Consider the following 22516-nt stretch of genomic DNA (forward strand, 5'->3'; position numbering starts at 1 on the left):
CGCCTGTCGCTCGTGCATGTGGGGAGCCTCGCTCCCGACGCGCTCGCCACACCTCAAACCATGGACTATGAAAGGGCCAGACTCTCGAAATGAATGAGGGACCCGAGGGTCTCAGGTCACACACAATATATTCAGAATTCATATTATATTTTTTCCCTCAAAGCAGGATCATTTGCCCCGCCCTGGCCGCCCCCGTATCTCGACCGGCATCCACGAGTCGAAGACGCTGGCCCTCTACAATGCTGGGCGAGCCCTGCTGGCGGCGCGGGACCATGAAGCCTTCTCGGTCGCGCAGATCGCCAAGCAGGGGCGATGCTCTGTCGGCGCGTTCTATGTGCGCTTCCCGGACAAGACGGCCTTCCTGTCTTTCGTGATCGGTCACAGCTTTGATTTCGCGGCGCGGTCATTTGCTGACACGCTGGCACATGGTGGGATCAGCGTGACGGGTGTTCCGGCCAAGGCGCAACTCGCGGTTTCGCGTCTGGCTGAACAGTTCGCCGATCCGGAATTTGCCGGAGCCCTGCGCGCGGCGGTGAAGCTGGGATTTGCCGAGCCTCACTGCCGCGTTCCGTTCGATCTGTACAAAACGGCCATTGCGGATCATGTCACAGACTGGCTTGCGGATGGCCGCACTCGGCATGAGGCCCAAATCGAGGCCGCATTGCACATCATCCTCGGAGCGCTGACAGATGCAGCGCTCTCTGAGGATGGCGCAGTTTCGCTGAAGTCGAACGCGCTGCAAAACGCACTGGGTTTCCTGTTGCAGAATGCGGCCTCCGGCGCGTTCAAATCCGGCCGCAGTTTCGGGCGTCCAAAGCCTTCAAAAACGGCGCACCAAAAAACGCTGCCGGTTTCTGCGCTCAAAAAACCTCCGGAATCGGCAAGAGAACGCCCTTCAAAAATGCCCGCCCCCAAGCCTGCGCAGCAAAAATCCCTGCCCGCTTCCCCTGCCCGCCGCATCCGGAAAGTCTGAGCCCGGGGTCCGGCACAAGGTTCGCATGCCGGAAGGGGAGAAGTGCGAAAGGTGGCTTGCCGTGCCGGACACGAACAAAACTGAGTCTGGGAAATTCCCGGACGCCTTCCTGCGGGACCTTGGCGACCGCTTCGGGTTTGATGCGTTCCGGCCCGATCTGCGCCAGGAACTCGATTACATCGCCCGGCGCTACAAGCGTGATGTGAGGCTGTTTGACTCGGCAGAGGATCAGAAAGCGGAACGGCTCAGGTACGGTGTGTTGCGGGAGCAGATCGAAGCCCTCCAGCAGATGCTGGCTTCGCCTGAGTATGCAGACTTCGGCTCAGAGATTTTCCTCACACTGCGAACAGCGATGCCGGACACTCAGGTTAGCGGGTTAAGCCAGCTTCCGGCTGCGAACGGAGCAGCGGGCGAACACATCCTGCAATTGCTGGAACGCTTGCTGCAGTTGTCAGCCGCAACGGCTGCTAATGTTGAACAGCGCAATGCTCCGGGTATGGGGCGCAGACCCGATTACGCGCTGGAATGCCTTGTGCGGAACATTGCTTATCTCTGGAAAGATGTCCTGCAGCGGCCATTCCGGCTGGATTATCACAAAGGAAGCGTCCTTACGCAGGCTGCAGAGTTTGTCATTGCGGTTGCGGGCTTAGTTGCGCCGGATGTTCCGCAAACACGGCTGATTACAGCAATGCGGACAATTATCCGGGAACAGAACTTTGTACCGCCGGTAAAATAGTAATCTCGCAGCTTACCGGGCTTGTCTGCCTTATGCTCACAGAAATGCCCCTCGCTGCGGACAGGCCATTCCTGCCAGCGCATTCAAATGCGCCGCCCGTCCGGCTGTGCTGCTCTTGGCCCGGCAAGCCGGGGCATGTCGCCCCTGCACGGGAGGCAGCAATCCGGTGCGCAAGCTAGGAGATCAGAGACAGGCGAAACGGCGCCCGGCGAATGACAATGCCGGGTCGCGCCGCGTTGTCTCATTGCTTGGGCCGGACCTGCCCATCACCGAAGCCGAGTTGCAGCTTGTTGAAGTCTGGCTCTCCGGTATCATCGCCTCACTGGCGGGGGCAGAAGGCACCCTGCGGGACAAAAGCAATAGCGGGTGATCACCATGAAGCGTGCGGCGATCTATGCGCGGGTCTCGACCGGCAAGCAGGCAGCAGGCGAACTCTCCCTTCCCGATCAGGTGAACCAGTGTGAGGGGTTCGCGAAGGCGAAGGGCTTCGAACTTGCGGAGCAATTTGTGGATCGCGGCGTCTCGGCCCGCTCCGACAAGCGGGCCGAGTTCCAGCGGATGATCAACCTGGCGCTCAGCCCACACCGCCCGTTCGACGTGATCCTTGTTCACAGCCAATCGCGCCTGTTCCGCAATACCCGCGATCTCCTGATCTATCAGGGCAAGCTGGCGGAAGCCGGTGTTTCGCTGGTTTCGATCACGCAGGACCTTGGAGAAGGCGAAACCGCAGACGTGCTGCGCACGGTGGTGGGCGCCCTGGATGAATACCAATCCAACGAAACCGCCAAGCATGTCGCCCGCTCGATGATCGAGAATGCAAAGCAAGGCTACTGGAATGGGGCCTCAGCCCCGTTCGGCTATCGCACTTATGCCGCCGAAACACGCGGCGCCCGGATCAAGAAAAAGATCGAGACCGATCCGGCGGAGGCCGAAATCGTCCGGCTGGTATTCCGGCTCTATGTGCAGGGCGATGGCCAATCCGGCCCGATGGGGGTCAAGCGGATCGTCTCTCACCTAAACTCTGCTGGATACCGCAACCGGCGCACTCAGCCGTTCCGGGTCCAATTTATCGACAAGATTCTGCGTAACACGGCTTATATCGGCGAGCATTGGTTCAACCGCACGAACTCCCGGCGCAAGACCGAGCGCCCGAAATCGGAATGGGTGCCCTTTGAGATACCCCGGATCATCGATGATGCCCTCTTCTATGAAGCGCAGTCCAAGCTCGACCGGCAGCACCCGCTGAAAACGCCTCCTCGCATTGTCACCAGCGATGTGCTGCTGACTTCCGTTGCCGTCTGTGCGGACTGCGGCGCGCCGATGCGCAAGCTGACAGGCAAGTCAGGCCGGTATTAGTATTACCGTTGTTCGCGCAAAGCCGACTCGGGTGCTTCGGCCTGCAAAGGCAGTGCGATCCCGATGGCAGAGCTGGACGGCATCGTTCTGGACGCCATCGAAGACAAAATCCTCGAACCCAGGCGGCTCAAGAAACTGACCGAAACGCTTGTCAGCCGGGCCAGCGACCGTGCGGGAGCGCTGAACTCAAGGCGAAAGGCTCTGGAAGGGGAAAAGCAGAAAGCCAGGGCACAGGTGACGGAACTCTACCGGCAGATCGGCACAGGCGCGCTCGCGATGGAGGCCACCCTCTCCGCGCACATCAAGGGCCTGCAGGAAAAGGTCGAAACACTCACCCGGCAGATCGCGTTCCTGGATGCCGAGAGGACTTCGCCGGTTGAAGCCCTCTCAGATGAAGCAGTCGCCGGGTTCGGGAAGGCTGTTTCAGCCGCGCTCCGGAATCCTACGAATCGCGGGTTCGCCCGCGCCTATGTGCAGGCCCTCGTCAGCCGCATCGAAGTGTCAGAGCGCGAAATCCGGATCAGCGGCCCGAAAGCCGCAATTGCCCGCAGCGCCGCCCTGTTTGCATCGAGAGGGGAACTGGTGCCCGGCTCTGCACAAAAATGGTGTGCCCAGCAGGATTCGAACCTGCGACCTACTGATTAAAAGTCAGTTGCTCTACCGACTGAGCTATGGGCACGGACCGGGGGCCGGAATCGACCGAAGCGGCCATTTAGGCTGCGCGAAGGGGCCGGTCAACACCTGCCTGCATGGCGTGGCTTGATGATGCCACTTTTTTGGCGTTCCCTTTGACCATGAAAGCAATTTTCCTCTCTCTCGCCGCGCTCCTGGCCCTTGCCGGGTGCGCCAGCCGGGGCTCTGGTGAAGACTCTCTCGGACAGAATGTCGGCCAGGCGGCTGGCAGCGCGACCGCCCAGACCCGGCAGGGCCTCGGCGACGCGGCCCTCTCCCCCCTCGAAGACCTGAACCTTCGCCGCCGCGAAATTCCGCCCCTGCTGGCTGCCATGGCCAACCCTTACGATGTGCCAGCTGATCTCAGCTGCGGCGCCATCGACCTGATGATCGCGGAGCTGGACGGTGTGCTCGGACCGGATTGGGACGCGCCCCAGCCCGATGAGCGGCTGCGGACGGAAGTGCTTGCGGATGAAGCGGCCAATGCTGCGCTTGGCGCGGTGGAGTCCGGTGTGACCGGCTGGATTCCATTCCGGGGTCTCATCCGCAAGGCAACCGGCGCTGAAAGCCATGAGAAGAAATACAACCGCGCCTTCAAGATCGGCGCCCAGCGGCGGACCTACCTGAAAGGCTATGGCCTTGCCAAAGGCTGCCCGGCACCTGCGCGCCCGGATTTCGTAACGCTGCATGCGCACGACGACGAAACGATTATCTACAAGCAAGACTCGCCGGATGACGTTGAGCCGGAAGAAGCGGCGACGGACTAGGCCTGCTTCGCCGCAGAGCGCGTTGATGCCCAGCGCTCCGAAAGCTCTGCCCGCAGTGCTTCGAACCGGCCCTCGGCAATCGCCGTGCGGATCTCCTGCATCAGCGCCTGGAAGAAGGCCGTGTTGTGCCAGGAAAGCACCATCGGGGCGAGATATTCTCCGGCCTTGAACAGGTGGTGCAGGTAGGCGCGCGAATATTCGCGGCTTGCCGGGCAATTGACCGCTTCGTCGATGGGCGAGGTATCTTCCGCGAAGCGCGCATTGGTGAGGTTGATCGGCCCGTCCCAGGTCCAGGCCTGACCATGCCGGCCGGAGCGCGTCGGCAGGACGCAGTCGAACATGTCGATGCCGCGCGCAACGCTCTCGACGAGATCTATCGGCTTGCCGACACCCATGACATAGCGGGGCAGATGGTCCGGCAGGTTCGGCACGGTGAAATCGATGGTCTCGCACATCTGCTGGTGGCCTTCGCCGACCGCCAGGCCGCCGAGCGCGATGCCGCCGAAGCCCTGCGCGACAACGCCCTTCGCAGAGCGCTCGCGCAGCGCCGGATAGTTCGATCCCTGAATGATTCCGAACAGGGTCTGGTGCTCGCGCGCTCCGAAAGCCTCAAGACTGCGCTCGCCCCAACGCAGGGAGAGTTCGAGGCTGCGCTCGGCCTCTTCGGGCGTGCAGGGAAAGTTCGTGCACTCGTCCAGCTGCATGGAAATGTCGGCGCCGAGGAGGTCGGCCTGAATTTCGATCGAACGGGCGGGCGTCAGCCGGTGTGTGGAGCCATCGATGTGGCTCTGGAAGGTCACGCCGTCGGCGTCCATCTTGCGTAGCTGTGCTAGTGACCAGACCTGGAAGCCGCCGCTGTCGGTCAGCACCGGGCCGGACCATTTCGCAAAGGCGTGCAGGCCGCCGAGCTTCTTCAGCCGCTCCGCGCCGGGGCGCAGCATCAGGTGATAGGTGTTGCCAAGGATGATGTCGGCGCCTGCGGCCCTCACCTGATCCATGTACAGCGCCTTCACCGTGCCAGCCGTGCCGACCGGCATGAAGGCGGGCGTGCGGATATCCCCGCGCGGCGTTTTCAGCCAGCCGGTGCGGGCCTTGCCCTCGCGCGCGCGGATTTCAAAAGGAAAAGTAGCCATGCGCCGGGGCTATAGGCGCTCGACCTTCCGAAGCCAAGCACCGGTCTCAGGCCGCCATCGCGCCCCAGGCAGCCATCAGGATGGTAAAGGCGCGCATGTCGCCTGTTGTGGTCGCGGCCATCTTGTTCATGGCGTAAGCGTAGGTGGCCTTTGCGTCCATATCGACGACGACCAGCGAGCCGCCATAGCCGCCCCAGAAGATGGTGTTCGGATTGGGGAACGGCACCGAACCGCCCGCAAGGCCGTAGCCCAGACCATAGCGAACGGGGATGCCGAGGATCTTGTCGGTGCCTTCGATCTGCAGTTCCAGCGCCTTGCGGCATCCGGCTTCTGACAGGATCTGCTTGCCGTTCGCCCAGCCGCCATTCGCCATCAGCGACTGCACCGCCGCCACAGACCGCGCATTGCCTGTGCCGCCTGCGGCCGGAATCTCCGCGCCGCGCCAGGCGCGGGTGCGGGTGTCGAGCGGATTTATGGGAGGGTTGGAGGACATGTTGGTGACAAGTTCGTCTGCTGAGCCATTGCCCAGCGTACCGCTTGCAGGCGGCGGGGTCAGGTCCGCGACCCGGTGATCCTCCGTAGACGGAAGGCCGATATGGAAGTCTGCACCAATGGGGCCAGCGATCTCTTTGCGGAACACCGTGCCGACGGTCTCGCTGGCGATACGACGGATGACTTCCCCGACCAGGTAGCCCTGCGTCATGGCGTGATAGCCGGGCGCCGTGCCGGGTTTCCAGTAAGGCGCCTGCGCGGCCAGCAGGCTCGTGGCCTTCTCCCAGTCATAGAGGTCTTCGCGCACCAGCGGCTCTTTCCAGCCGGAGAGGCCGGCGGAATGGCTCATCAACTGGGCGACGGTGACGTCCGCCTTCCCGTTGGCCGCAAACTCCGGCCAGTATTTCGCGACCGGCGCCGCAAAATCGAGTTCACCCTTGTCGGCCAGCAAGAGCGCGGTGAGCGCGGTCATCGTCTTGGTCGTCGAGTAGACGTTGACGATCGTGTCCTTCTCCCACGGGCGCGTCTGCGCTTCGTCGGCATGGCCAGCCCAGATATCGACGACCGGCTTGCCTTCCAGCTTCATGCAGAAGCAGGCGCCGTTCTCTTCGCCGTTTGCGAAGTTCGACTCGAAAGCTGCGCGCACCGCTTCAAAGCGCGGATCGACATGTCCCTGGCTGCGGACCTGGCTCATTACAATTCCTCCCGGCGGGCCCGTTCTCTCAATGGGAACGCGCTCTCGCGGGCTTTGGCCTAATTTGCGGGCGGATTGCTGGCAAGAGCGCGGACGTCTTTACCTAACGTCAGAAAGCGATCTCGACGCCGGCGAGTTCGGGCAGCTGCAGCACGATGAGGAGATCGCGCAATTCCTGCCGGGCGGCCTTGTGGCTCATCGTGAAGGCGACATTGGACGCCTGCTCTGTCAGGTCCAGCAGCGTCAGGCCGGCCGGGAAGAGTTCGCGGTAGATCACACGCTCCGAAAGGCCGGGCGCAAGGCGGAAACCGATGCGTTTGGACAGGTTCTCGAGCGCACCGCCGACGCGTTCCTTGTTGCGGGCCGCCAGCGGCGACATGCGGTTGCGCATCACCACCCAGTCGATCGGGCGGCGCGACGTCTGCGCCTTCTTCTTGCGGCAACCCCAGACCATCTCCGAGTAGAAACTCGGGCGCAGCACTTCCAGCGTCTGGGGGTTCACATCGCCGAGCAGGTCGAAGTCCACGAAGCTGTCATTCAGCGGCGTGATCAGCGTATCGGCATACATGTGTGCGAGGCGCGACAGGAACGTGTCGCCGCCGGGGGCATCGATGATAATGAAGTCGCACTCGCGTTTCATGCGGGCCAGTGCGGACAGGAAGCGTTCGCTCTCCTCCGCTTCAGCCTTGTCGAGATCTCGTTCCTGGCTCGCCTCGACGCGGACAATCTCCGGCATGGTGAGCTTGGCGCCGGTATTTTGCATCCAGCGCGCGCGGTTCTCGAGATAGCGGGTCAGCGAGCGCTGGCGCACGTCCAGATCGATGACGCCGACTTTCTTGCCGATGGAAAGCAGACCGACGCTCAGATGGATCGAGACCGTCGATTTGCCGGCCCCGCCCTTTTCGTTTCCGATGACAATGATGCGGGCGTCCGCCTGCTGGGCCGGGATGTCCGCCACGCCGCCGCGGCTCAAATCAGACATCCCATCGGCGGGCATTCTTTGGACTCCACTAAAAACCCGGCCTCAGGCCCGGGTCAAACCAGCAAATCACGCAACGCGTGGAAGTGATTCAATAGGCGCGGAGGGTTTCTGAAGTGTTAGCCCGCATTCGATGAAGAGGTCGTCCTCGTCGAAAGCCACGACATTTGTCAGCAGCGGAACGGGCGCAGCAGCTTCCTCGAACAGCATCGGATCCAGCACCATTCCGGCAGGCGTCGCCACCGGCGTATAGTCCGCATCGGCTTCCAGAGGCATCCGGGCAAGGCTGGTCAGCACGGCGCGCAGGCTGGCGAGCGCGCCGGATACCCGGCCATACTCGCGCTCCAGCATGTAGGCACTCGCCGAGACCGCCGATTCGCCGCGCTCGAACATCCAGCTGTCGGATGCGTCTTCCGGAAGCGCGCTGCTTCGGATGGCTTCCGGCTCGCGCACATCAACCTGTGCTTTCCGGAGGCCCAGCGTAACAGCCCCGTAGAGAGCCAGCGAACGAACGGTGTTAACGATGCGGTGTGTCATGACTAGGAAATTCCGGTCTATGGGTTAACAACCCGTTTACTTCATCCTGATGCGGGGCCGGATCAAAGTGAAATTCGTGACAGAAAAGAGTGTGGCTATCGTGCGCTCGCGTGTGGCCTTGCAGCAACAGGTGCGCGCCTGGAAAGCCGCGGGCGAGACTGTCGGATTCGTGCCCACGATGGGCGCGCTTCATGCGGGTCACATCTCGCTCGTTGAAAAGGCGAAGGAATTCGCCAGCCGTGTCGTCGTGTCCATATTCGTTAATCCGGCGCAGTTCGCACCGGGCGAAGACTTCGACACCTATCCGCGCCGCGAGGATGAAGACCTTGCCCTGCTGAAGGCTGCCGCATGCGACGCCGTTTATTTGCCGACTGTTGCAGAAATGTATCCCGATGGTTCGGTCACGGACGTTCGGGTGAACGGCATGTCGGACCTGCTCGACGGAATCTACCGGCCGCACTTCTTCTATGGGGTCGCCACCGTTGTCGCGCGCCTGTTCCTGCATGCGCAGCCGGACGTCGCGGTGTTCGGCGAGAAAGATTACCAGCAGCTGCAGATCATCCGCCGCATGGTGCGCGATCTCGGCTTTCCCGTTGAAATCATTGGCGGCGACACAAAGCGCGACGGCGATGGCCTCGCGCAGTCTTCGCGCAACCTCTACCTTTCTGCGGAAGAACGCCGCACCGCCGGCGCGCTGTTCGCGGCGCTGCACCGCGCCTCTGTGCGCCTGTCACGCGGAGCGATTCCCTCTGAGGTGCTGGACGAAGCGCGCGCCTTTGTGCTCACGGCGGGCTTCAAGTCTGTGGATTACATCGCACTGGTCGATCCCGGAACGCTGCAGGCCCTGCCCGCCGATTCGCCGCTGCCCGCCGGTACGGCCGCACGCCTGCTTGGCGCCGCCTGGCTCGGCCGGACCCGGCTGATCGACAATGTCAGCGTGACGCTGTGAAGTCCTTCAGCGCATCGAGGCAGCGCGTGTTGTCCGCTGCGCTGCCGACCGTAATGCGCAGCTTCGTCGGAAGACCGTAGCCCGCAATCGCCCGCACGAGGATCGCGTGATTCTTCAGATGCTGGAAGGCCGCCGCCGCCCGCTCGGCACTGCCGAATTCGCTGACAATGAAGTTAGCATGCGAAGGCGGCGTCGGCAGGCCCATCGCGTTCAGCGCCTCCGTCATCTTCGCGCGCCATTCGGTATTGTGATCGCGCGACAGTTTCAGGAAAGCTTCATCGCCGACGCTGGCAATGCCGGCAGCTGCGGCAAGCGTGTTCACATTGAACGGCCCGCGGATGCGTTGGTAGGTCTGCGCAATCGCCGCCGGCATGTAGGCCCAGCCGAGGCGCAGCGCTGCGAGGCCATAGATCTTGGAGAAGGTGCGCATCATCACGGTCGTATCCCTGCGATCCACCAGGTCGCGCAGGGCAGCTTCGTACTCTGGCCCGAGATATTCCGAGTACGCACCATCGACCACGAACAGGACATGATCTGGTAGCGCATCCTGAAGCGCCTGCAACGCCTCTACAGAAAGCATCGTGCCGGTCGGGTTGTTCGGGTTCGCTAAAAACAGAATTTTCGTCTTCGGCGAGACCGCGCCGAGGATGGCATTCACACCCGCCGTCATGTCCGTCTCCGGCGCCTTGACGACGGTTGCGCCGTGTCCGCGCGCGGACACTTCGTACATGGAGAAGGCGTGCTCGGTGAACAACACCTCGTCGCCCGGCCCGGCATAGCATTGGGTGAGCAGGTGGATGATCTCATCCGACCCTGCGGACGTGACGACGCGGCTGACATCCCGGATCCCCTTCGCCGCCGCGATGGCTGCGCGCAGCTCGCCATAGTCCGGGTCCGGATAAACTTCGAGCCCTGCCCCCGCCGCCTTGCGCACCGCCTCTATTGCCAGCGGGCTCGCGCCGAAGGGATTCTCGTTCGAGGCGAGCATCGCCACTGGCCCCGCCGCGCCATGCAGCTTGCCGCCCGGAACATAGGGTTTCGTGCGCGCGATATGGTCGAGGGGGCGGATCGTGTTCATGAGGCGGGCGATTACACCAAAGCGTAGGCGGCGAAAATGCCTTCCCGCGTGTCCTCAGCCTTTTGGGGGCGCGGTCGATTCCCGCACGACCATCCGGTGCGGCAGGACGATGGCTGTCTCCGCGCCCGGATCGGCCTTACCGAACAGCCGGCCGGCGGCTTGCGCCGCCATCTCGCGGATCGGCTGGTAGACGGTCGTCAGCGAGGGCGAGACCACAGAGGCCAGCGGCGTATCGTCAAAGCCGGCCACGGACAGGTCCTGAGGAATGCGCAGGCCCTTGCGATAAGCGACCGCCAGCACGCTTGCGGCCATGTCGTCATTGCTGGCGAAAATGGCTGTCGGCGGGTCGCTGGCAGAGAGGATCTCCTCGGCCGCACGCAGGCCAGATTCGAAATGGAAATCGCCGACAGCCACAAGGCCGGGCTCCGGCTTCAGGCCGTGCCGGGCGAGCGACGTCTGGAACCCTGCCTCGCGCAGCCGCGCCTGCGGGTGGTCGCCGGGTCCGGCGATGAACCCGATGCGGCGATGGCCGAGGCCGATCAGGTAGTCGGTGATTTCCTGCGCGGCGAGTTCGTCATCCATGCTGACATGCCCGGCCTCGCCCACCGCTTCGGAGGGCGCAAGGCGCACGAAGGCGATGCCGGCCTCGATCAGCCGCCGGATCAGCGCCAGGTCCTCGGTCAGCGGCGGCACCAGGATCACGCCGGCAAGGTCCGGCTCTCCGCGCAGGGAGACAAGCGAGTCGATCCCGCCAGTCATCTTTTCGAAGATGGCATTGAAGCCTTCGGCATTGCATCGCTGCAGCACGCCAAGCTCGATCTCGCTCGTATAGTTGCGCGAGGGGTTTGAATAATAGACCGCGATCAGCCGGCTCTGGGTGGCGCGCAGATTGCGGGCGTAGGGGTTGGCCCGGTAGCCGAGCGCCCGGACAGCTTCCATCACGCGTGCACGGGTTGGCTCGCGCACATTGGGCTCGCCGTTCAGAACGCGGCTGACCGTCTTGAAGGACACGCCGGCCTCGCGCGCCACATCAACGATGGTTGCGGGTCTGCGGTCGTGCGTATCGATGGTTGGCCCCTGCATGTTTCCTACAGCCTTTTGCCGCGGACATCGTTGACACAACCTTATGGTGTCGCCGCAAGGCGGCAAGCCCCGTTCGCAGGCGCAGGGTTAATTCTCGCGGCGTTTCTCGGGGAACAGCTGGCGCACCTTGGCCAGATAGTCGCGCGGATGGATGAAGTCGTCAGAGAACCAGACCGCGTCGTGGGAGTCGAAAATCTTCATCAGCCAATCAATCACCAGCTTCCCATGCGTCAGGCGGCGCACGCGCTCGGTATAGGTGATCCAGAAGCGGACCGGCGCCAGCTCCGGCAGGTCCAGCGGCTCGAGCCGCGGGTCGATCTGCGCCATGTAGGAGGGCAGGACGGCAATGCCGCCGCCCCTCGCGCAGGACTCGGCGATGACGGTGCCGGAATTGGTGATCAGGGCAAAGTCGACCATCTTGCGCAGTTCGCTCATCTTCGGCGCCCAGCGGTCGACCTGGTTCACATAGGACGTGTGCAGGATGCAGCGGTGCTTGTGATAGTCGAAGATGCTTTCGGGCCTGCCATGGTCGCGCAGGTAGTCCTTCGAGGCGAACCCGACATAATGCTGCACACCCAGCCGGTGCGCGATGATCTCGCGGTCACGGGGTTCCTGGAAAACAATCGCGATGTCCGCCTCACCGGCATGAAGGTCAGGCGGTTCGTCGCTGACCCTGACCTTGATCTGGACACGCGGGTACTCGCGGTGGAACTCCGTCAGCTTCGGGGCAATCCAGTATGGCCCCAGCCCGTCGCCGGTCCCGATCGTGATGGCACCCTGCACGAGTTCACCGCCCCTGGCGGTCTCGCGGTGCAGCGTGTCGGCCGCTTCTGCCATTGCCAGTGCATGACGAAGCACGAGCTTGCCGGCATCAGTCAGCTCAACCCCGCGTGTCGAACGCAGGAAGACCTGCGTGCCGATGCTGCGTTCAAGCTCGTCTATCTTCCGGCTGATGGTCGGCGGGGACTCTCCCAGCCGCGCTGCCGCAGCGCTCATGCTCGACAGTTCGGCCACAACGCGAAAAACGCGCAGTGTGTCCCAATCCAGACGGTCCGTAGACATTGAAAATCACCCGATGGCGCGCCTTCGCCGGACGCAACGTCAATCGCTGCGCCCGGTGTGAGACTTGCCATGCCCGGCGTCAACTCAAAAATGTAGATGACGCTGCGACATCATCCCAAAGTTGAGGTTCTGTAATTCTAGCGACAGAAGCTATTCGGCTGCCATGCGGCCCGACAGCATGCCGTCGAAGTAGGCGATGGTCTTGGAGAGGCCGTCGCGCAGCTGCACGGTCGGTTCCCAGCCCAGGATTTCGCGGGCCTTGGTGATGTTGGGCTGGCGCTGCTTCGGGTCGTCCTGCGGCAGCGGGCGGAACACCAGCTGCGACTTCGACCCCGTCAGGTCGATCACCTGCTCGGCCAGCTGGCGGATCGTGAATTCGCCCGGGTTGCCGATATTGATCGGGCCGGTCACGCTGTCCGGCGAGTCCATCAGCGAGATCAGGCCGCGCACCAGGTCGTCGACATAACAGAAGCTGCGCGTCTGGCTGCCATCGCCGTAAAGTGTGATGTCTTCACCTTTGAGCGCCTGAACAATGAAGTTCGAAACGACGCGCCCGTCATTCGGGTGCATGCGCGGGCCATAGGTGTTGAAGATGCGGGCCACCTTGATGCGCAGCTTGTGTTGACGGTGATAGTCGAAGAACAGCGTCTCGGCGCAGCGCTTGCCCTCGTCATAGCACGAGCGCGGGCCGATCGGGTTGACGTTGCCCCAGTATTCTTCCGGCTGCGGATGGATGTTCGGGTCGCCGTACACTTCCGAGGTCGAGGCCTGCAGGATCTTCGCCTTCACGCGCTTGGCGAGGCCGAGCATGTTGATGGCGCCGTGCACACTGGTCTTGGTCGTCTGCACGGGATCGAACTGGTAGTGGATCGGGCTTGCCGGGCAGGCCATGTTGTATATCTCGTCGACCTCGACATAGAGCGGGAAGCAGACATCGTGGCGCATAAGCTCGAAGCGCGGATGGTTCAGCAGGTGGGCGACGTTGGTGCGCGTGCCAGTGAAGAAGTTGTCGGCGCAGAGCACGTTGGCGCCGCTCTCGAGCAGCCGCTCGCAGAGGAAAGAGCCAATGAATCCGGCCCCGCCGGTGATCAGAATGCGACGCTCGAGGTGCATGACTGCGTGTCCTTTAACTATACGGGCGGGCTGGAGCGCCCTGTCTCGCACCAAATTCTGCAAGAACCGTGCAAGCCATCGTGAAAATTCGCCTGTCAGGCTGTGAACCACAACTTTGCGGGGAGGAAAACTGCCGGAATCCCGGGGTTTAACCTTCAGAGGCGGCTCCACAGCCTGAAAATCAGGGAGAGATACCGGTCGCCTGCCCCGGGCCCCGTGCAGTACTGGCCCGGCCGGCCCGTTCCAAAAAGGCGCAAGGAGAGGCCCGGACTAACCCAACGCGGCCTGCCTCAGCTTCGAATGCCGCGCCCCGTAGGCGGCATAAACCACTGCGCCCAGCAGGAGGTAGGCCCCGACAATCGCCGCCGGCACCCAGTCGCCCCGCAGACATTTCAGCACGATGTCGATGGCGACCGGCGCAGACATCGCAAGGCACGCCGCCAGCGCCAGTACCGGGATGACCCCGATCCAGATGCCCCCGATACGGACACCTCCGAACGGCACTCTGAAGGGCCGCTCCAGCTCCGGGCGTGCATTGCGCAGCCAGATCACGCTGATAGCGACCGTGGCAAACACGATAGCCGTGCCGAGGCTCACAAGATCGCCCAGCAGGGAAATCGGCAGCGTCGCCGCCGCCACGCCCGAGATCGCCGCGATCAGGAACGTGCCCTTCACTGGCGTGCTGAAACTTGCATGCAGCTCCGAAAACACGCGCGGCATCAACCCGTCGCGCGACATCGCGAACGCCACGCGGCTCTGCGCATAGGTGTTCACCAGCAGCACCGAGCCGAGCCCCGTCAGCGCACCAGTCTTGATGATCAGTATCCAGACGGGTTCGCCGATGACCGAGACCGCAACCGCCACAGGGTCTGCCACGTTGAGTTCGGTATAGGGCACCAGCCCCGTCATCACGATGGCGACCGCCGCATACAGCGCGGTTGCAATCGTCAGCGCGCCGATGATTCCCACCGGCACATCCCGCGCCGGATGAGTCGATTCAGACGCCGCCGTCGCCACGGCCTCGAACCCGAGATAGGCGAAGAACAGGATCGAGGCTGCACGAATCATGCCTTCCGTGCCGAAGTGAAAGCCGCCCTGGTTTTCCGGAATGAACGGCGTCCAGTTTTCCGGCGTCACATGCCCGGCCCCGACCAGAACGAAGGCTAGCAGGACGCCGATCTTGATGAATACCAGCACGGTGTTCACGAGCGAGGAGTGTTGCACGCCGCGCGACAGAATCGCCGCGACGAAGATCAGGCTGAAACAGGCCAGCAGGTTCACCGACCCGGTCTGGACCAGCCGGCTCTCCTCATCGATCATCTGGCTCTGCAGCGTTGGCGTCACCATCCATTCCGGAAAACTCACGCCGAAATCGCCGAGCAGGCTGACGAGGTAGCCGGAGAAGCCCACTGCGAGCGCCGCGCCTGCCAGCCCGAATTCGAACATCAGCATCCAGCCCAGTACCCAGGCGAAGACTTCGCCCATTGCGGCATAGGCATAGGTGTAGGACGCGCCCGAAACCGGCAGCACGGAGGACAGCTCTGCATAGCACAGTCCCACCAGCGCGCAGGCGATGCCTGCAAGCACAAAGGACAAGACCACCGCAGGGCCGGCATAGCTTGCCGCCGCTGTCCCGGTCATCACATACACGCCGGCGCCGACGATACACCCGATGCCCAGCAGCACGAGCTGGACCGGCCCGAGCGATTTGCGCAGCCCGGTTTGATCCGCCTCCTGACGAACCGACTCGATCGACTTCTTCAGGAACATCGGATTCATGTGTCTGCGCCCTTCTGCCCATCCCTTCCCAGTCTGAGGCCGAAACGGCGGGCGCGCCCGAAAATCCGGATCATTCTTTTGCTTGAACGGGCCAGATTTCGCAGGTGCCGGGGCTTGCCGCAGACTCCGGCTTTCCTTCCCTGCCCCGCTCTTGCTACAGCCGGAAACAGACCCCGGAACCGCGCACCCGCCATGACCCATCCATTTGAAACTGTTTCCGATACAGACCTCGCCCGCTTCGTGGCCGAGAATCCCGTCGCCTGGATCGTGCCGGCCGCCGATCCGGCCGATGCCTTCCTGATGCCGCTGCTGCTCGAGACGGACGCGGGCGGCGCGCCCGCGAGCCTGCTCGGCCACCTGCCGCGCCACGGCCCGCTGACGGAGCGCATGAAGGAAAATCCCGCCGCCACCTGCCTCTTCCTCGGCCCGCACAGCTACATCCCGCCGGGCTGGATTTCGAAGCCCGGCTGGGCGCCCACCTGGAATTTCGTGTCGCTGAAAGCCAGCGGCAGGATCGTCCCCGACGACCGCCTGACAGACGAAGCCATCCGCGCGCTCGTCGCCCATATGGAATCCGCCTCCGGCTGGAATGTCGAACAGGTCGGTGCGCGCTATGAGACACTCCTGCGCGGCGTCATCGGATTCCGTATGCGGATTGATCGGCTCACGCCGCGCTTCAAGACCGGGCAGGACGAAACCGAAACCTCCCGCGCCGAAATCCACGCGGCGCTTCAGGGCCACGCGCTGCAGTCCTGGATGCGCTGACCCGCCATTCTGGCCCGAACGCGAAACCGAATGTCCCGCCCCGGCGGGCCGCTCCTGCGCGCCACTGCTAGGAAACAGGCACGCCCCGATCCATCAGACAGAGCGCCGCCATGTCCCTGCCGCAGAACCATCCCGTCCGCGATTTCGCCCCCGGCTCGCCGGAGCGCGCGCGCCTGATCGATGAGCTGAAGCACCAGCGCGCCAACCCGCGCTGGATCCTTCCGGTCATCAACGGCAGGAAGGTCGACACCGGCACGTCCACCGAGATGCGCGAGCCACATGCCCATGCCCGCGTGCTGGGCACCTATTCCTCCGCCGGCGCTGCGGAAGCGGACGCAGCGATCAAGGCTGCCGTTGACGCGCGCCACGACTGGGCACGCACCAGCCCTGCCTCCCGCCGCGCGGTGTTCCTGCGCGCCGCGGAACTGCTCGCTGGCCCGTTCAACGCGCGCCTACTCGCCGCCACGATGCTGCAGCAGAGCAAAACGGTTTTCCAATCCGAGATCGACGCCTCCTGCGAACTGATCGATTTCCTCCGCTTCAACGTTGCCTTCTCCGAACAGATCGAGGCGATGCAGCCGCTCTCCACCGCCGCCGAGCGCAACCGGCTAGAGCATCGCCCGCTTGATGGCTTCGTCTTCGCCGCTTCGCCGTTCAACTTCACCGCCATCGCCGGAAACCTCGCCCTCGCACCCGCGCTGATGGGCAACACAGTCGTCTGGAAACCGTCCGAGCGCTCGGTATATTCTGCCGCCTTCCTGATGGACCTGTTCGAAGCGGCCGGCCTGCCGCCCGGCGTCATCAACATGCTTCCCGCGGAAAACCCTGCGCCGATCGGCGATTCCGTTTTTGCCAGCGAACACCTTGCCGGCGTGCATTTCACCGGCTCCACCGCTGCGTTCGATCGCATCTGGCGCACGGTCGGCGGGAATGTGTCTGCCTACCGGTCCTATCCCCGCCTCGTGGGGGAAACCGGCGGCAAGGATTTCGTCTTTGCGCACGCCTCGGCCGATATCGACGCGCTCGTCACCGCTCTTGTGCGCGGCGCGTTCGACTATCAGGGCCAGAAATGCAGCGCTGCCAGCCGCGCCTATATCCCGCTCAGCCTTTGGAAGCCGGTGATCGAACGTCTCACCGAAATCGTCCGCAGCCTGACGATGGGCGATGTGACCGACCTGTCGAATTTCATGGGCGCGGTCATCGACCATCGCAGCTATGCCCAGATTTCCAGTTTCCTCGACTATGCCGCCAGCGCCCCTGGCCACCGCAGGATTGCGGGCGCGGCGCCCTCGGACAAGGACGGCTGGTTCATCCCGCCCACGGTCATCGCCTGCGATAATCCGAAATCTCGGCTGATGACGGAAGAAATTTTCGGCCCCGTCCTCGCGCTCTACGCCTATCCGGATGCAAAGCTCGAGGAAACGCTCGCCCTCGTCGACCAGTCGACCCCCTATGCCCTCACCGGCGCCATCTTCGCCCAGGACCAGGCCGTCATCGAGCGGCTGTCCCTCGCGCTCATGGACGCTGCCGGCAATTTCTACATCAACGACAAGCCCACCGGCGCGGTCGTCGGCCGCCAGCCCTTCGGGGGCGGGCGCCGCAGCGGTACTAATGACAAGGCGGGCAGTCCCTTCAACCTCCTGCGCTGGACCTCCCCGCGTACGGTCAAGGAAACCTGGGTCCCGCCCCGGTCACACCTGTATCCGCATATGGCCTGAGCGCCGCACAGCGCCGGTGCCGGTCAGCGCGTCACAACATCTCGCTGCATCGGTGCGAGCTTAGCCAGAAGTTTGTTCTGTGCACGGAAGGGTACGCCTTCCTTGTTCATGGCGTGCTGCAGGTTCTCAACCAGCGCATTGAACTCGCGGTTGGTAATCCCGTGATCCTTGTGGGAGGAGGCCATGTCCCTCCCCGTATAGTCGCACGGGCCATTGAGGATGTAGCAGAACTGTTCCTTCAGCGTCCGGCGCAACCTGACAAGATCGCTCGCGGCCAGAATCTCTCCGATCCTCGGGTCCGCGACGCTGCGCTCGACCAGATCGTCTACAATCCGGCTGATGCCCGCCTCGCCATTGAACGCGGCAAACAGGGCCTCGCCTTCGAATGGTTCTGCGCCGGCATTGGTGTTCGACATTTCATACGGATCAACCGGCAACTCGCCCGGAGGTGGTTCGGCGAAAACCAGGCTGACTGGCACAAGCAACACGGCGAAGAGAGTGCTGAGCTTCTGCATGATTTAGAATCCAATCTGTGCACTGAGATAAACGCCGCGCTGACCATCAAAAGTCGCAATCGAGCCGAGGTCCGTGTAACCGGCCGTCAGGGTCAGCGTGCTATTGACAGCGTAAGCGCCGAAGACATCAAAAAAGTCATCTTCCTGCGCGAAAGCAAGCTTGTCCGGCTTGAAACGATACTCGCCGCCGATCACGAGGCGCCGGCTCAGCATATAGCCGAGCGAAAACTCCGGCTGAACGCTGCCTTCGTCACTGAAGCCAAGTAGGCCAGTCTGGTGCGCCTTCGTGTAGCGCAGTGTTGCATTGGCCAGAACGCTTTCTGCCAGGAACAATTTCGTTGCAGAAGCGTAGAGATCAACGCCTTCATGGTCTGCGGCGCCCAGAGCGCGCACCAGTGCTTCCTGATTGGATCGCTTGAACTCGGCGCCGATCGCAATCTGTGGCAACCACTTGTCCTGATCATAAACGGCGTCACCCGCAACGCGCAGTTTCGCGCCCCAGACATCCTGCGCAAACTCGAACCCTTCCCCGATGCCTAGCGCCGCGCCGGCATCCTGCGTGTCGAACACCATGCGGGAATAGGACACTTCCAAACGATCGTAAAAGCCGGCCGCCGCGCCGTAACTTGTCAGGCCGAAATCGCGCACGGAGACATAATCATAATGCGCGGTTGCACCGATACCGCGATCGGTTTCATTGCCGGTGATCAGCGCCCAGGGCGTCAGCGCGCCGCCGCCTGCCCCCTCAAGGTTGGAAATGCCGCGGGTCAGCAGCAACTTGCCGCCGGGTTCAAGCGGCAACCCCTGCGCCGCGCAAACTGGAGACGCTGCAACAGCTCCCGCTGCAATCAAGAATATTCTGACATTCATGTCGGCTGGCACTCCGGTTACGGATCAACTTCCGCGCGCCGCCGGAATGATCCTGTTTACTATGATCCCACTTGTATTCAGGGATTTATTTCCGGAAGTGTTTAACGACACGGAAATCTTATTGTGCGAGGGACAATTTATGTTCCCGCTTCTTCGCTCTCTCACCGCCCTCATCTTTTTCCTGGGCGCGCTGACCGGCGCTGCTTTCGCCGAGAAGGTCACGTTCGTGGTGACCGATGCGTCCGGCAAACCGGTGCGAGATGCTGTGATCATGGTTGCCGCCGAGCCCGGCGCGCCGAAGCCGGCTTTTGCCTGGCCGATGGAAATGAAGCAGCAGAACCTCGCCTATGATCCCTATGTGCTGATCGTTCCGGCCGGCACCGAAGTGAAATTCCCGAATCTCGACCGCGTCCGCCACCACGTCTATTCCTTCTCCAAGGGCAACAAGTTCGAGCTGAAGCTGTACGGCAAGGACGAGTCCCGCGCGGTCACGCTCAAGACTGCCGGCATCGTTGCCATCGGCTGCAACATTCACGACGAGATGGTCGCCTATATCCGCGTGGTCGATACCCCCTACGCGGCAAAAACCGATACCGATGGCAAGGCCATTCTGGACCTGCCGGCGAGTGCATCGAGCGCAACCGTGTGGCACCCCGATGCCCTGCCTGCAGAAGTGAAAGTTGCCCTGCCTTCCAGCCGCGCGGCGTCTGTCGCCGTCACCCTGAAAGTTCGCCACACGCATGCGCATTGATGCGTGGATACGCGGGTCGCTGCGCCGCAAGCTGACGCTGATCTATTCCGTCCTGTTCGGCGGAATCATACTGCTCGTCGCGGGCGCAGTTTATTCGAGCATCAAGTTCAATGCTGAACGCACCGTGGAGCGCGAACTCGTCGCCAGCGTTGCGGCGTTCGACAGGCTCTGGTCAATGTCGGCGCAGCACATGGCTGCCAGCGCTGAAGTCCTGTCGGCAGACTTTGGCTTCCGCGAAGCCGTGGCCACAGAGGACATCGACACAATCGCCTCTGCCGCGCAAAATGCCAATGCACGCCTCGATGGGTTGCAGGTGGCCGTGGCCTTTACCGATGGCCGTTTTGTTACGGCAGAGGGAGACGCGGGTGAGCTGCCCGAAACGGTCTACACCGCACTGATCGAGGTCGAGCGCCCCAGCGGGGTCATCAGCCTCAACGGTCTGCACTATCAGGCCGTTGCGGTTCCGGTAAGGGCGCCGTCACTTGTCGGCTGGGCCATCTTCTGGTCCGATCTGGATGCCGGGCGCATGCAGACACTCGAGCAGATGTCGGCCATTCCGGTAACGGCTGAAATTCTTCCCACCGCCGATGTACCGGGTACGGACGAAAGCGTCTTCAAGACAAAGGATGCTCTCGGCGCCTCAAAGATCATCTCCAGCTTCGGCGATACGCAGCCTGTCAGCCTGGTGATCACCTATCCTCTCAAAGCGGCGATGGCACCGTATCAGCCGATGCTGGTGGCGATCCTGTTGTTCAGCCTTGCCGGAGCAGCCTTGCTGATCGTGTCCGGTGGGTTTGTAGCGCGTTTCCTGACGCGGCCGATCAATGATCTCAACGCCTCCGTGCAGGCACTTGCCGAAGGGCACCGCAAACCGGTCGATGCTCCGGCTGACGACGAGTTTGGCAGCCTCGCCCGCAGCTTCAACACAATGCTCGGTGACCTGGAGGCCCGCGAGGCGGCAATCGTGCAGATATCGCGCGAAGACAGCGAAACCCGCCTCGCCAATCGCCGCGCCATGAATGATGACCTGCGCGCACGCATGGAATCGGACGGAGAGCGCAACCTGCGTGTCGTCGTCATCCGTGTCATGCGGTTCCAGCATGTGCGCGCAGCTATCGGCCATGCGGCTGCAGCGACTGCGCTGAATGTTCTGGCCGGACGTATCAGCGACTTCATGGATGGCGCGCGACCCTACCGGATCAGTTCAACGGATCTCGGCATGATCCTGCCCGCCAATGGCAATTTCAGTTCGAAGGAAGCCTTGCGCCGCCTCGTCAGTGCGTGCTCCCAGCCGGCAACCATCGGCGACGCATCGGTGGACCTCCTCTTGTGCTGCGGCCTTGCCGAACCGGAGGCCGCGCCGGATGCCCCGATCGGCCCGATAGACCAGGCCGTCGTCGCCGCCGACTTTGCCGAGAAGCGTCAGGAACCCGTCGTCGCATTCGATCTCAAAGACTACGGCAATCCTGCCGCGACCCTGTCGCTGATGAGCGAGATGCTGTCCGCCTTGTCGGAAGGTGGCCTTGCACTTCACTATCAGCCGAAATACTGCCTCGCAGATGACGATGTCTGCGGTTTCGAAGCCCTCATCCGCTGGCACCACCCGGTTCGCGGTCAGATATTCCCGGACAGTTTCATTCCGATTGCGGAAGAAACCGGACATATCCGTCAACTGACGGAATGGGTCGTGTCACAGGCGATTGAAGACCAGCAGCGGCTTTCCCGCGAAGGCTTTGATCTGCCGATCTCCGTGAACATCTCCGGCCGGCAGCTGAACGACGAGAGCTTCGCCCTGTGGGCAATCGGCAAGGTCAAGTCGAGCGGCGCGAAGCTCTGCTTCGAGATCACGGAAACGGCCGTCATCAACGATCCTGAAAAAGCCCTTCGGATCATCAACCTGTTCCGCAATACCGGCATCGGCATCTCGATTGACGACTATGGCGCGGGACTCTCCTCCCTCTCCTACCTGAAGCAGATCCCGGCCAACGAACTGAAGATCGACAAGTCCTTCATCCTCGCGATGACCGAAGGGCGCTCCGATCAGCTGATGATCCAGTCGACCATCGACCTGGCGCACGCGATGGGCATGTCGGTTGTAGCCGAAGGTGTCGAGACAGAGCATGTGATGGCCCTGCTCAAGCTGATGGGCGCCGACACCGCGCAGGGCTATTTCATCTCGCGGCCACAGACCCTCGAAGCGACCCTCGAATTTCTCGGCGCTCCGCGCGAAATCCGCCATCAGGCCTGACGCCATCTGCCTCTGAACAGGCCGCAGAAGCTGGCCTCCGGTATCCCGGAAACATGCCCTGGCAGTCTGCTAAATTCTGGAGCGGGCGAAGAGATTCGAACTCTCGACCCCAACCTTGGCAAGGTTGTGCTCTACCCCTGAGCTACGCCCGCGTCCTGAATGGGTATGGCTGCCGTGACCGGCAGAGCGGTGGGAATAAGCGGACAGGCGAGGCTTGGCAAGGGCCAAAAACAAGTCCGCTGCAGC

At 62.7% G+C, this 22516-nt stretch carries 20 protein-coding genes and 2 tRNA genes; 9 read left to right on the forward strand and 13 right to left on the reverse strand.

The features are described 5' to 3' along the window. The first annotated feature begins 172 nt into the window (after positions 1 to 172). The 3 genes from ACK4TE_RS04020 (at position 173) to ACK4TE_RS04030 (ending at position 3065) form a co-directional block, all read left to right on the forward strand. The gene (locus ACK4TE_RS04020; protein WP_409910195.1) at positions 173 to 973 is read left to right on the forward strand and encodes a TetR/AcrR family transcriptional regulator; all 801 of its coding nucleotides are present in this window, start codon (positions 173 to 175) and stop codon (positions 971 to 973) included. A gap of 61 nt (positions 974 to 1034) precedes the next feature. Further along, positions 1035 to 1709 carry a hypothetical protein gene (locus ACK4TE_RS04025; RefSeq protein WP_409910196.1) on the forward strand — a complete coding sequence of 225 codons (675 nt, stop codon included), beginning with the start codon at positions 1035 to 1037 and terminating at the stop codon, positions 1707 to 1709. Between the two features lie 375 nt (positions 1710 to 2084). Continuing rightward, positions 2085 to 3065: a recombinase family protein gene (locus ACK4TE_RS04030; protein ID WP_409910197.1), complete on the forward strand. Its 981-nt coding sequence runs from the start codon at positions 2085 to 2087 to the stop codon at positions 3063 to 3065. A 603-nt stretch (positions 3066 to 3668) separates the two neighbouring features. Here the strand turns inward: ACK4TE_RS04030 and ACK4TE_RS04035 are convergent. Then, positions 3669 to 3744 (reverse strand) — tRNA-Lys (locus ACK4TE_RS04035). Between the two features lie 109 nt (positions 3745 to 3853). Between ACK4TE_RS04035 and ACK4TE_RS04040 the strand changes: the two genes are divergently transcribed. Beyond that, positions 3854 to 4504, forward strand: a complete 651-nt coding sequence (locus ACK4TE_RS04040) for a hypothetical protein (RefSeq protein WP_409910198.1) — start codon at positions 3854 to 3856, stop codon at positions 4502 to 4504. Here ACK4TE_RS04040 and tgt read toward each other — a convergent pair. The 4 genes from tgt to ACK4TE_RS04060 all read right to left on the reverse strand — a co-directional run bounded on the left by tgt (position 4501) and on the right by ACK4TE_RS04060 (position 8339). Next, positions 4501 to 5637 (reverse strand): tRNA guanosine(34) transglycosylase Tgt, encoded by a 1137-nt coding sequence (gene tgt, locus ACK4TE_RS04045; protein WP_409910199.1) that lies wholly within the window; start codon positions 5635 to 5637, stop codon positions 4501 to 4503. The two genes, ACK4TE_RS04040 and tgt, sit on opposite strands and share 4 nt — an antisense overlap. A 46-nt stretch (positions 5638 to 5683) precedes the next feature. Then, the gene (locus tag ACK4TE_RS04050; RefSeq protein ID WP_409910200.1) at positions 5684 to 6823 is read right to left on the reverse strand and encodes a serine hydrolase domain-containing protein; all 1140 of its coding nucleotides are present in this window, start codon (positions 6821 to 6823) and stop codon (positions 5684 to 5686) included. A gap of 109 nt (positions 6824 to 6932) precedes the next feature. Beyond that, positions 6933 to 7805 (reverse strand): division plane positioning ATPase MipZ, encoded by an 873-nt coding sequence (locus tag ACK4TE_RS04055; RefSeq protein WP_409910201.1) that lies wholly within the window; start codon positions 7803 to 7805, stop codon positions 6933 to 6935. A gap of 66 nt (positions 7806 to 7871) precedes the next feature. Further along, on the reverse strand, positions 7872 to 8339 hold the full coding sequence (locus ACK4TE_RS04060; RefSeq protein ID WP_409910202.1) for a hypothetical protein: 468 nt from the start codon (positions 8337 to 8339) through the stop codon (positions 7872 to 7874). Positions 8340 to 8415: 76 nt separating this feature from the next. Here ACK4TE_RS04060 and panC point away from each other — a divergent pair, with 76 nt between their 5' ends. After that, positions 8416 to 9288, forward strand: a complete 873-nt coding sequence (gene panC / locus ACK4TE_RS04065) for a pantoate--beta-alanine ligase (protein WP_409910203.1) — start codon at positions 8416 to 8418, stop codon at positions 9286 to 9288. Here panC and hisC read toward each other — a convergent pair. The 5 genes from hisC to ACK4TE_RS04090 all read right to left on the reverse strand — a co-directional run bounded on the left by hisC (position 9272) and on the right by ACK4TE_RS04090 (position 15403). Beyond that, positions 9272 to 10366 (reverse strand): histidinol-phosphate transaminase, encoded by a 1095-nt coding sequence (gene hisC / locus ACK4TE_RS04070; RefSeq protein WP_409910204.1) that lies wholly within the window; start codon positions 10364 to 10366, stop codon positions 9272 to 9274. The two genes, panC and hisC, sit on opposite strands and share 17 nt — an antisense overlap. 54 nt (positions 10367 to 10420) lie before the next feature. Further along, positions 10421 to 11449, reverse strand: coding sequence for a LacI family DNA-binding transcriptional regulator (locus ACK4TE_RS04075; RefSeq protein ID WP_409910205.1), 1029 nt, complete (start codon positions 11447 to 11449; stop codon positions 10421 to 10423). An 87-nt stretch (positions 11450 to 11536) separates the two neighbouring features. After that, entirely contained in the window at positions 11537 to 12511 is a 975-nt protein-coding gene (locus ACK4TE_RS04080; RefSeq protein WP_409910206.1) for a LysR family transcriptional regulator, read from the reverse strand. Positions 12512 to 12661: 150 nt separating this feature from the next. Then, a complete protein-coding gene (locus ACK4TE_RS04085; RefSeq protein ID WP_409910207.1) occupies positions 12662 to 13624 on the reverse strand; it encodes a UDP-glucuronic acid decarboxylase family protein in 963 nt (320 codons plus the stop codon). 270 nt (positions 13625 to 13894) lie between these two features. After that, entirely contained in the window at positions 13895 to 15403 is a 1509-nt protein-coding gene (locus ACK4TE_RS04090; protein WP_409910208.1) for an amino acid permease, read from the reverse strand. Positions 15404 to 15595: 192 nt separating this feature from the next. Here ACK4TE_RS04090 and ACK4TE_RS04095 point away from each other — a divergent pair, with 192 nt between their 5' ends. Beyond that, on the forward strand, positions 15596 to 16168 hold the full coding sequence (locus ACK4TE_RS04095) for an FMN-binding negative transcriptional regulator (protein ID WP_409910209.1): 573 nt from the start codon (positions 15596 to 15598) through the stop codon (positions 16166 to 16168). A gap of 110 nt (positions 16169 to 16278) precedes the next feature. Then, the gene (gene pruA / locus ACK4TE_RS04100; protein WP_409910210.1) at positions 16279 to 17886 is read left to right on the forward strand and encodes an L-glutamate gamma-semialdehyde dehydrogenase; all 1608 of its coding nucleotides are present in this window, start codon (positions 16279 to 16281) and stop codon (positions 17884 to 17886) included. A gap of 23 nt (positions 17887 to 17909) precedes the next feature. Here pruA and ACK4TE_RS04105 read toward each other — a convergent pair whose 3' ends face one another. Together ACK4TE_RS04105 and ACK4TE_RS04110 are read right to left on the reverse strand one after the other, a co-directional pair. Next, entirely contained in the window at positions 17910 to 18401 is a 492-nt protein-coding gene (locus ACK4TE_RS04105) for a group I truncated hemoglobin (RefSeq protein WP_409910211.1), read from the reverse strand. A 3-nt stretch (positions 18402 to 18404) separates the two neighbouring features. Then, positions 18405 to 19202, reverse strand: coding sequence for a DUF3034 family protein (locus ACK4TE_RS04110; protein ID WP_409910212.1), 798 nt, complete (start codon positions 19200 to 19202; stop codon positions 18405 to 18407). Positions 19203 to 19410: 208 nt separating this feature from the next. On the opposite strand from ACK4TE_RS04110, the gene ACK4TE_RS04115 reads away from it, so the two are divergent. Both ACK4TE_RS04115 and ACK4TE_RS04120 read left to right on the forward strand, forming a co-directional pair. After that, positions 19411 to 20022 carry a methylamine utilization protein gene (locus ACK4TE_RS04115; RefSeq protein WP_409910213.1) on the forward strand — a complete coding sequence of 204 codons (612 nt, stop codon included), beginning with the start codon at positions 19411 to 19413 and terminating at the stop codon, positions 20020 to 20022. Next, positions 20012 to 22270, forward strand: coding sequence for a putative bifunctional diguanylate cyclase/phosphodiesterase (locus ACK4TE_RS04120; protein ID WP_409910214.1), 2259 nt, complete (start codon positions 20012 to 20014; stop codon positions 22268 to 22270). Before ACK4TE_RS04115 ends, ACK4TE_RS04120 begins: the two co-directional genes overlap by 11 nt. A gap of 77 nt (positions 22271 to 22347) precedes the next feature. Here ACK4TE_RS04120 and ACK4TE_RS04125 read toward each other — a convergent pair. Further along, a tRNA-Gly gene (locus ACK4TE_RS04125) sits at positions 22348 to 22422 on the reverse strand. Positions 22423 to 22516: the final 94 nt, after the last annotated feature.

Source organism: Hyphomonas sp. (assembly GCF_046313975.1).
Taxonomy (GTDB): domain Bacteria; phylum Pseudomonadota; class Alphaproteobacteria; order Caulobacterales; family Hyphomonadaceae; genus Hyphomonas.

What these genes read in the sequence shown, in the direction of transcription:
- ACK4TE_RS04030 (WP_409910197.1), top strand. Translation starts at nt 2,085, where the DNA reads ATGAAGCGTGCGGCGATCTATGCGCGGGTCTCGACCGGCAAGCAGGCA.
- tgt (WP_409910199.1), bottom strand. Translation starts at nt 5,637, where the DNA reads ATGGCTACTTTTCCTTTTGAAATCCGCGCGCGCGAGGGCAAGGCCCGC.
- ACK4TE_RS04050 (WP_409910200.1), bottom strand. Translation starts at nt 6,823, where the DNA reads ATGAGCCAGGTCCGCAGCCAGGGACATGTCGATCCGCGCTTTGAAGCG.
- ACK4TE_RS04055 (WP_409910201.1), bottom strand. Translation starts at nt 7,805, where the DNA reads ATGTCTGATTTGAGCCGCGGCGGCGTGGCGGACATCCCGGCCCAGCAG.
- ACK4TE_RS04060 (WP_409910202.1), bottom strand. Translation starts at nt 8,339, where the DNA reads ATGACACACCGCATCGTTAACACCGTTCGTTCGCTGGCTCTCTACGGG.
- hisC (WP_409910204.1), bottom strand. Translation starts at nt 10,366, where the DNA reads ATGAACACGATCCGCCCCCTCGACCATATCGCGCGCACGAAACCCTAT.
- ACK4TE_RS04075 (WP_409910205.1), bottom strand. Translation starts at nt 11,449, where the DNA reads ATGCAGGGGCCAACCATCGATACGCACGACCGCAGACCCGCAACCATC.
- ACK4TE_RS04080 (WP_409910206.1), bottom strand. Translation starts at nt 12,511, where the DNA reads ATGTCTACGGACCGTCTGGATTGGGACACACTGCGCGTTTTTCGCGTT.
- ACK4TE_RS04085 (WP_409910207.1), bottom strand. Translation starts at nt 13,624, where the DNA reads ATGCACCTCGAGCGTCGCATTCTGATCACCGGCGGGGCCGGATTCATT.
- ACK4TE_RS04090 (WP_409910208.1), bottom strand. Translation starts at nt 15,403, where the DNA reads ATGAATCCGATGTTCCTGAAGAAGTCGATCGAGTCGGTTCGTCAGGAG.
- ACK4TE_RS04095 (WP_409910209.1), top strand. Translation starts at nt 15,596, where the DNA reads ATGACCCATCCATTTGAAACTGTTTCCGATACAGACCTCGCCCGCTTC.
- pruA (WP_409910210.1), top strand. Translation starts at nt 16,279, where the DNA reads ATGTCCCTGCCGCAGAACCATCCCGTCCGCGATTTCGCCCCCGGCTCG.
- ACK4TE_RS04105 (WP_409910211.1), bottom strand. Translation starts at nt 18,401, where the DNA reads ATGCAGAAGCTCAGCACTCTCTTCGCCGTGTTGCTTGTGCCAGTCAGC.
- ACK4TE_RS04115 (WP_409910213.1), top strand. Translation starts at nt 19,411, where the DNA reads ATGTTCCCGCTTCTTCGCTCTCTCACCGCCCTCATCTTTTTCCTGGGC.
- ACK4TE_RS04120 (WP_409910214.1), top strand. Translation starts at nt 20,012, where the DNA reads ATGCGCATTGATGCGTGGATACGCGGGTCGCTGCGCCGCAAGCTGACG.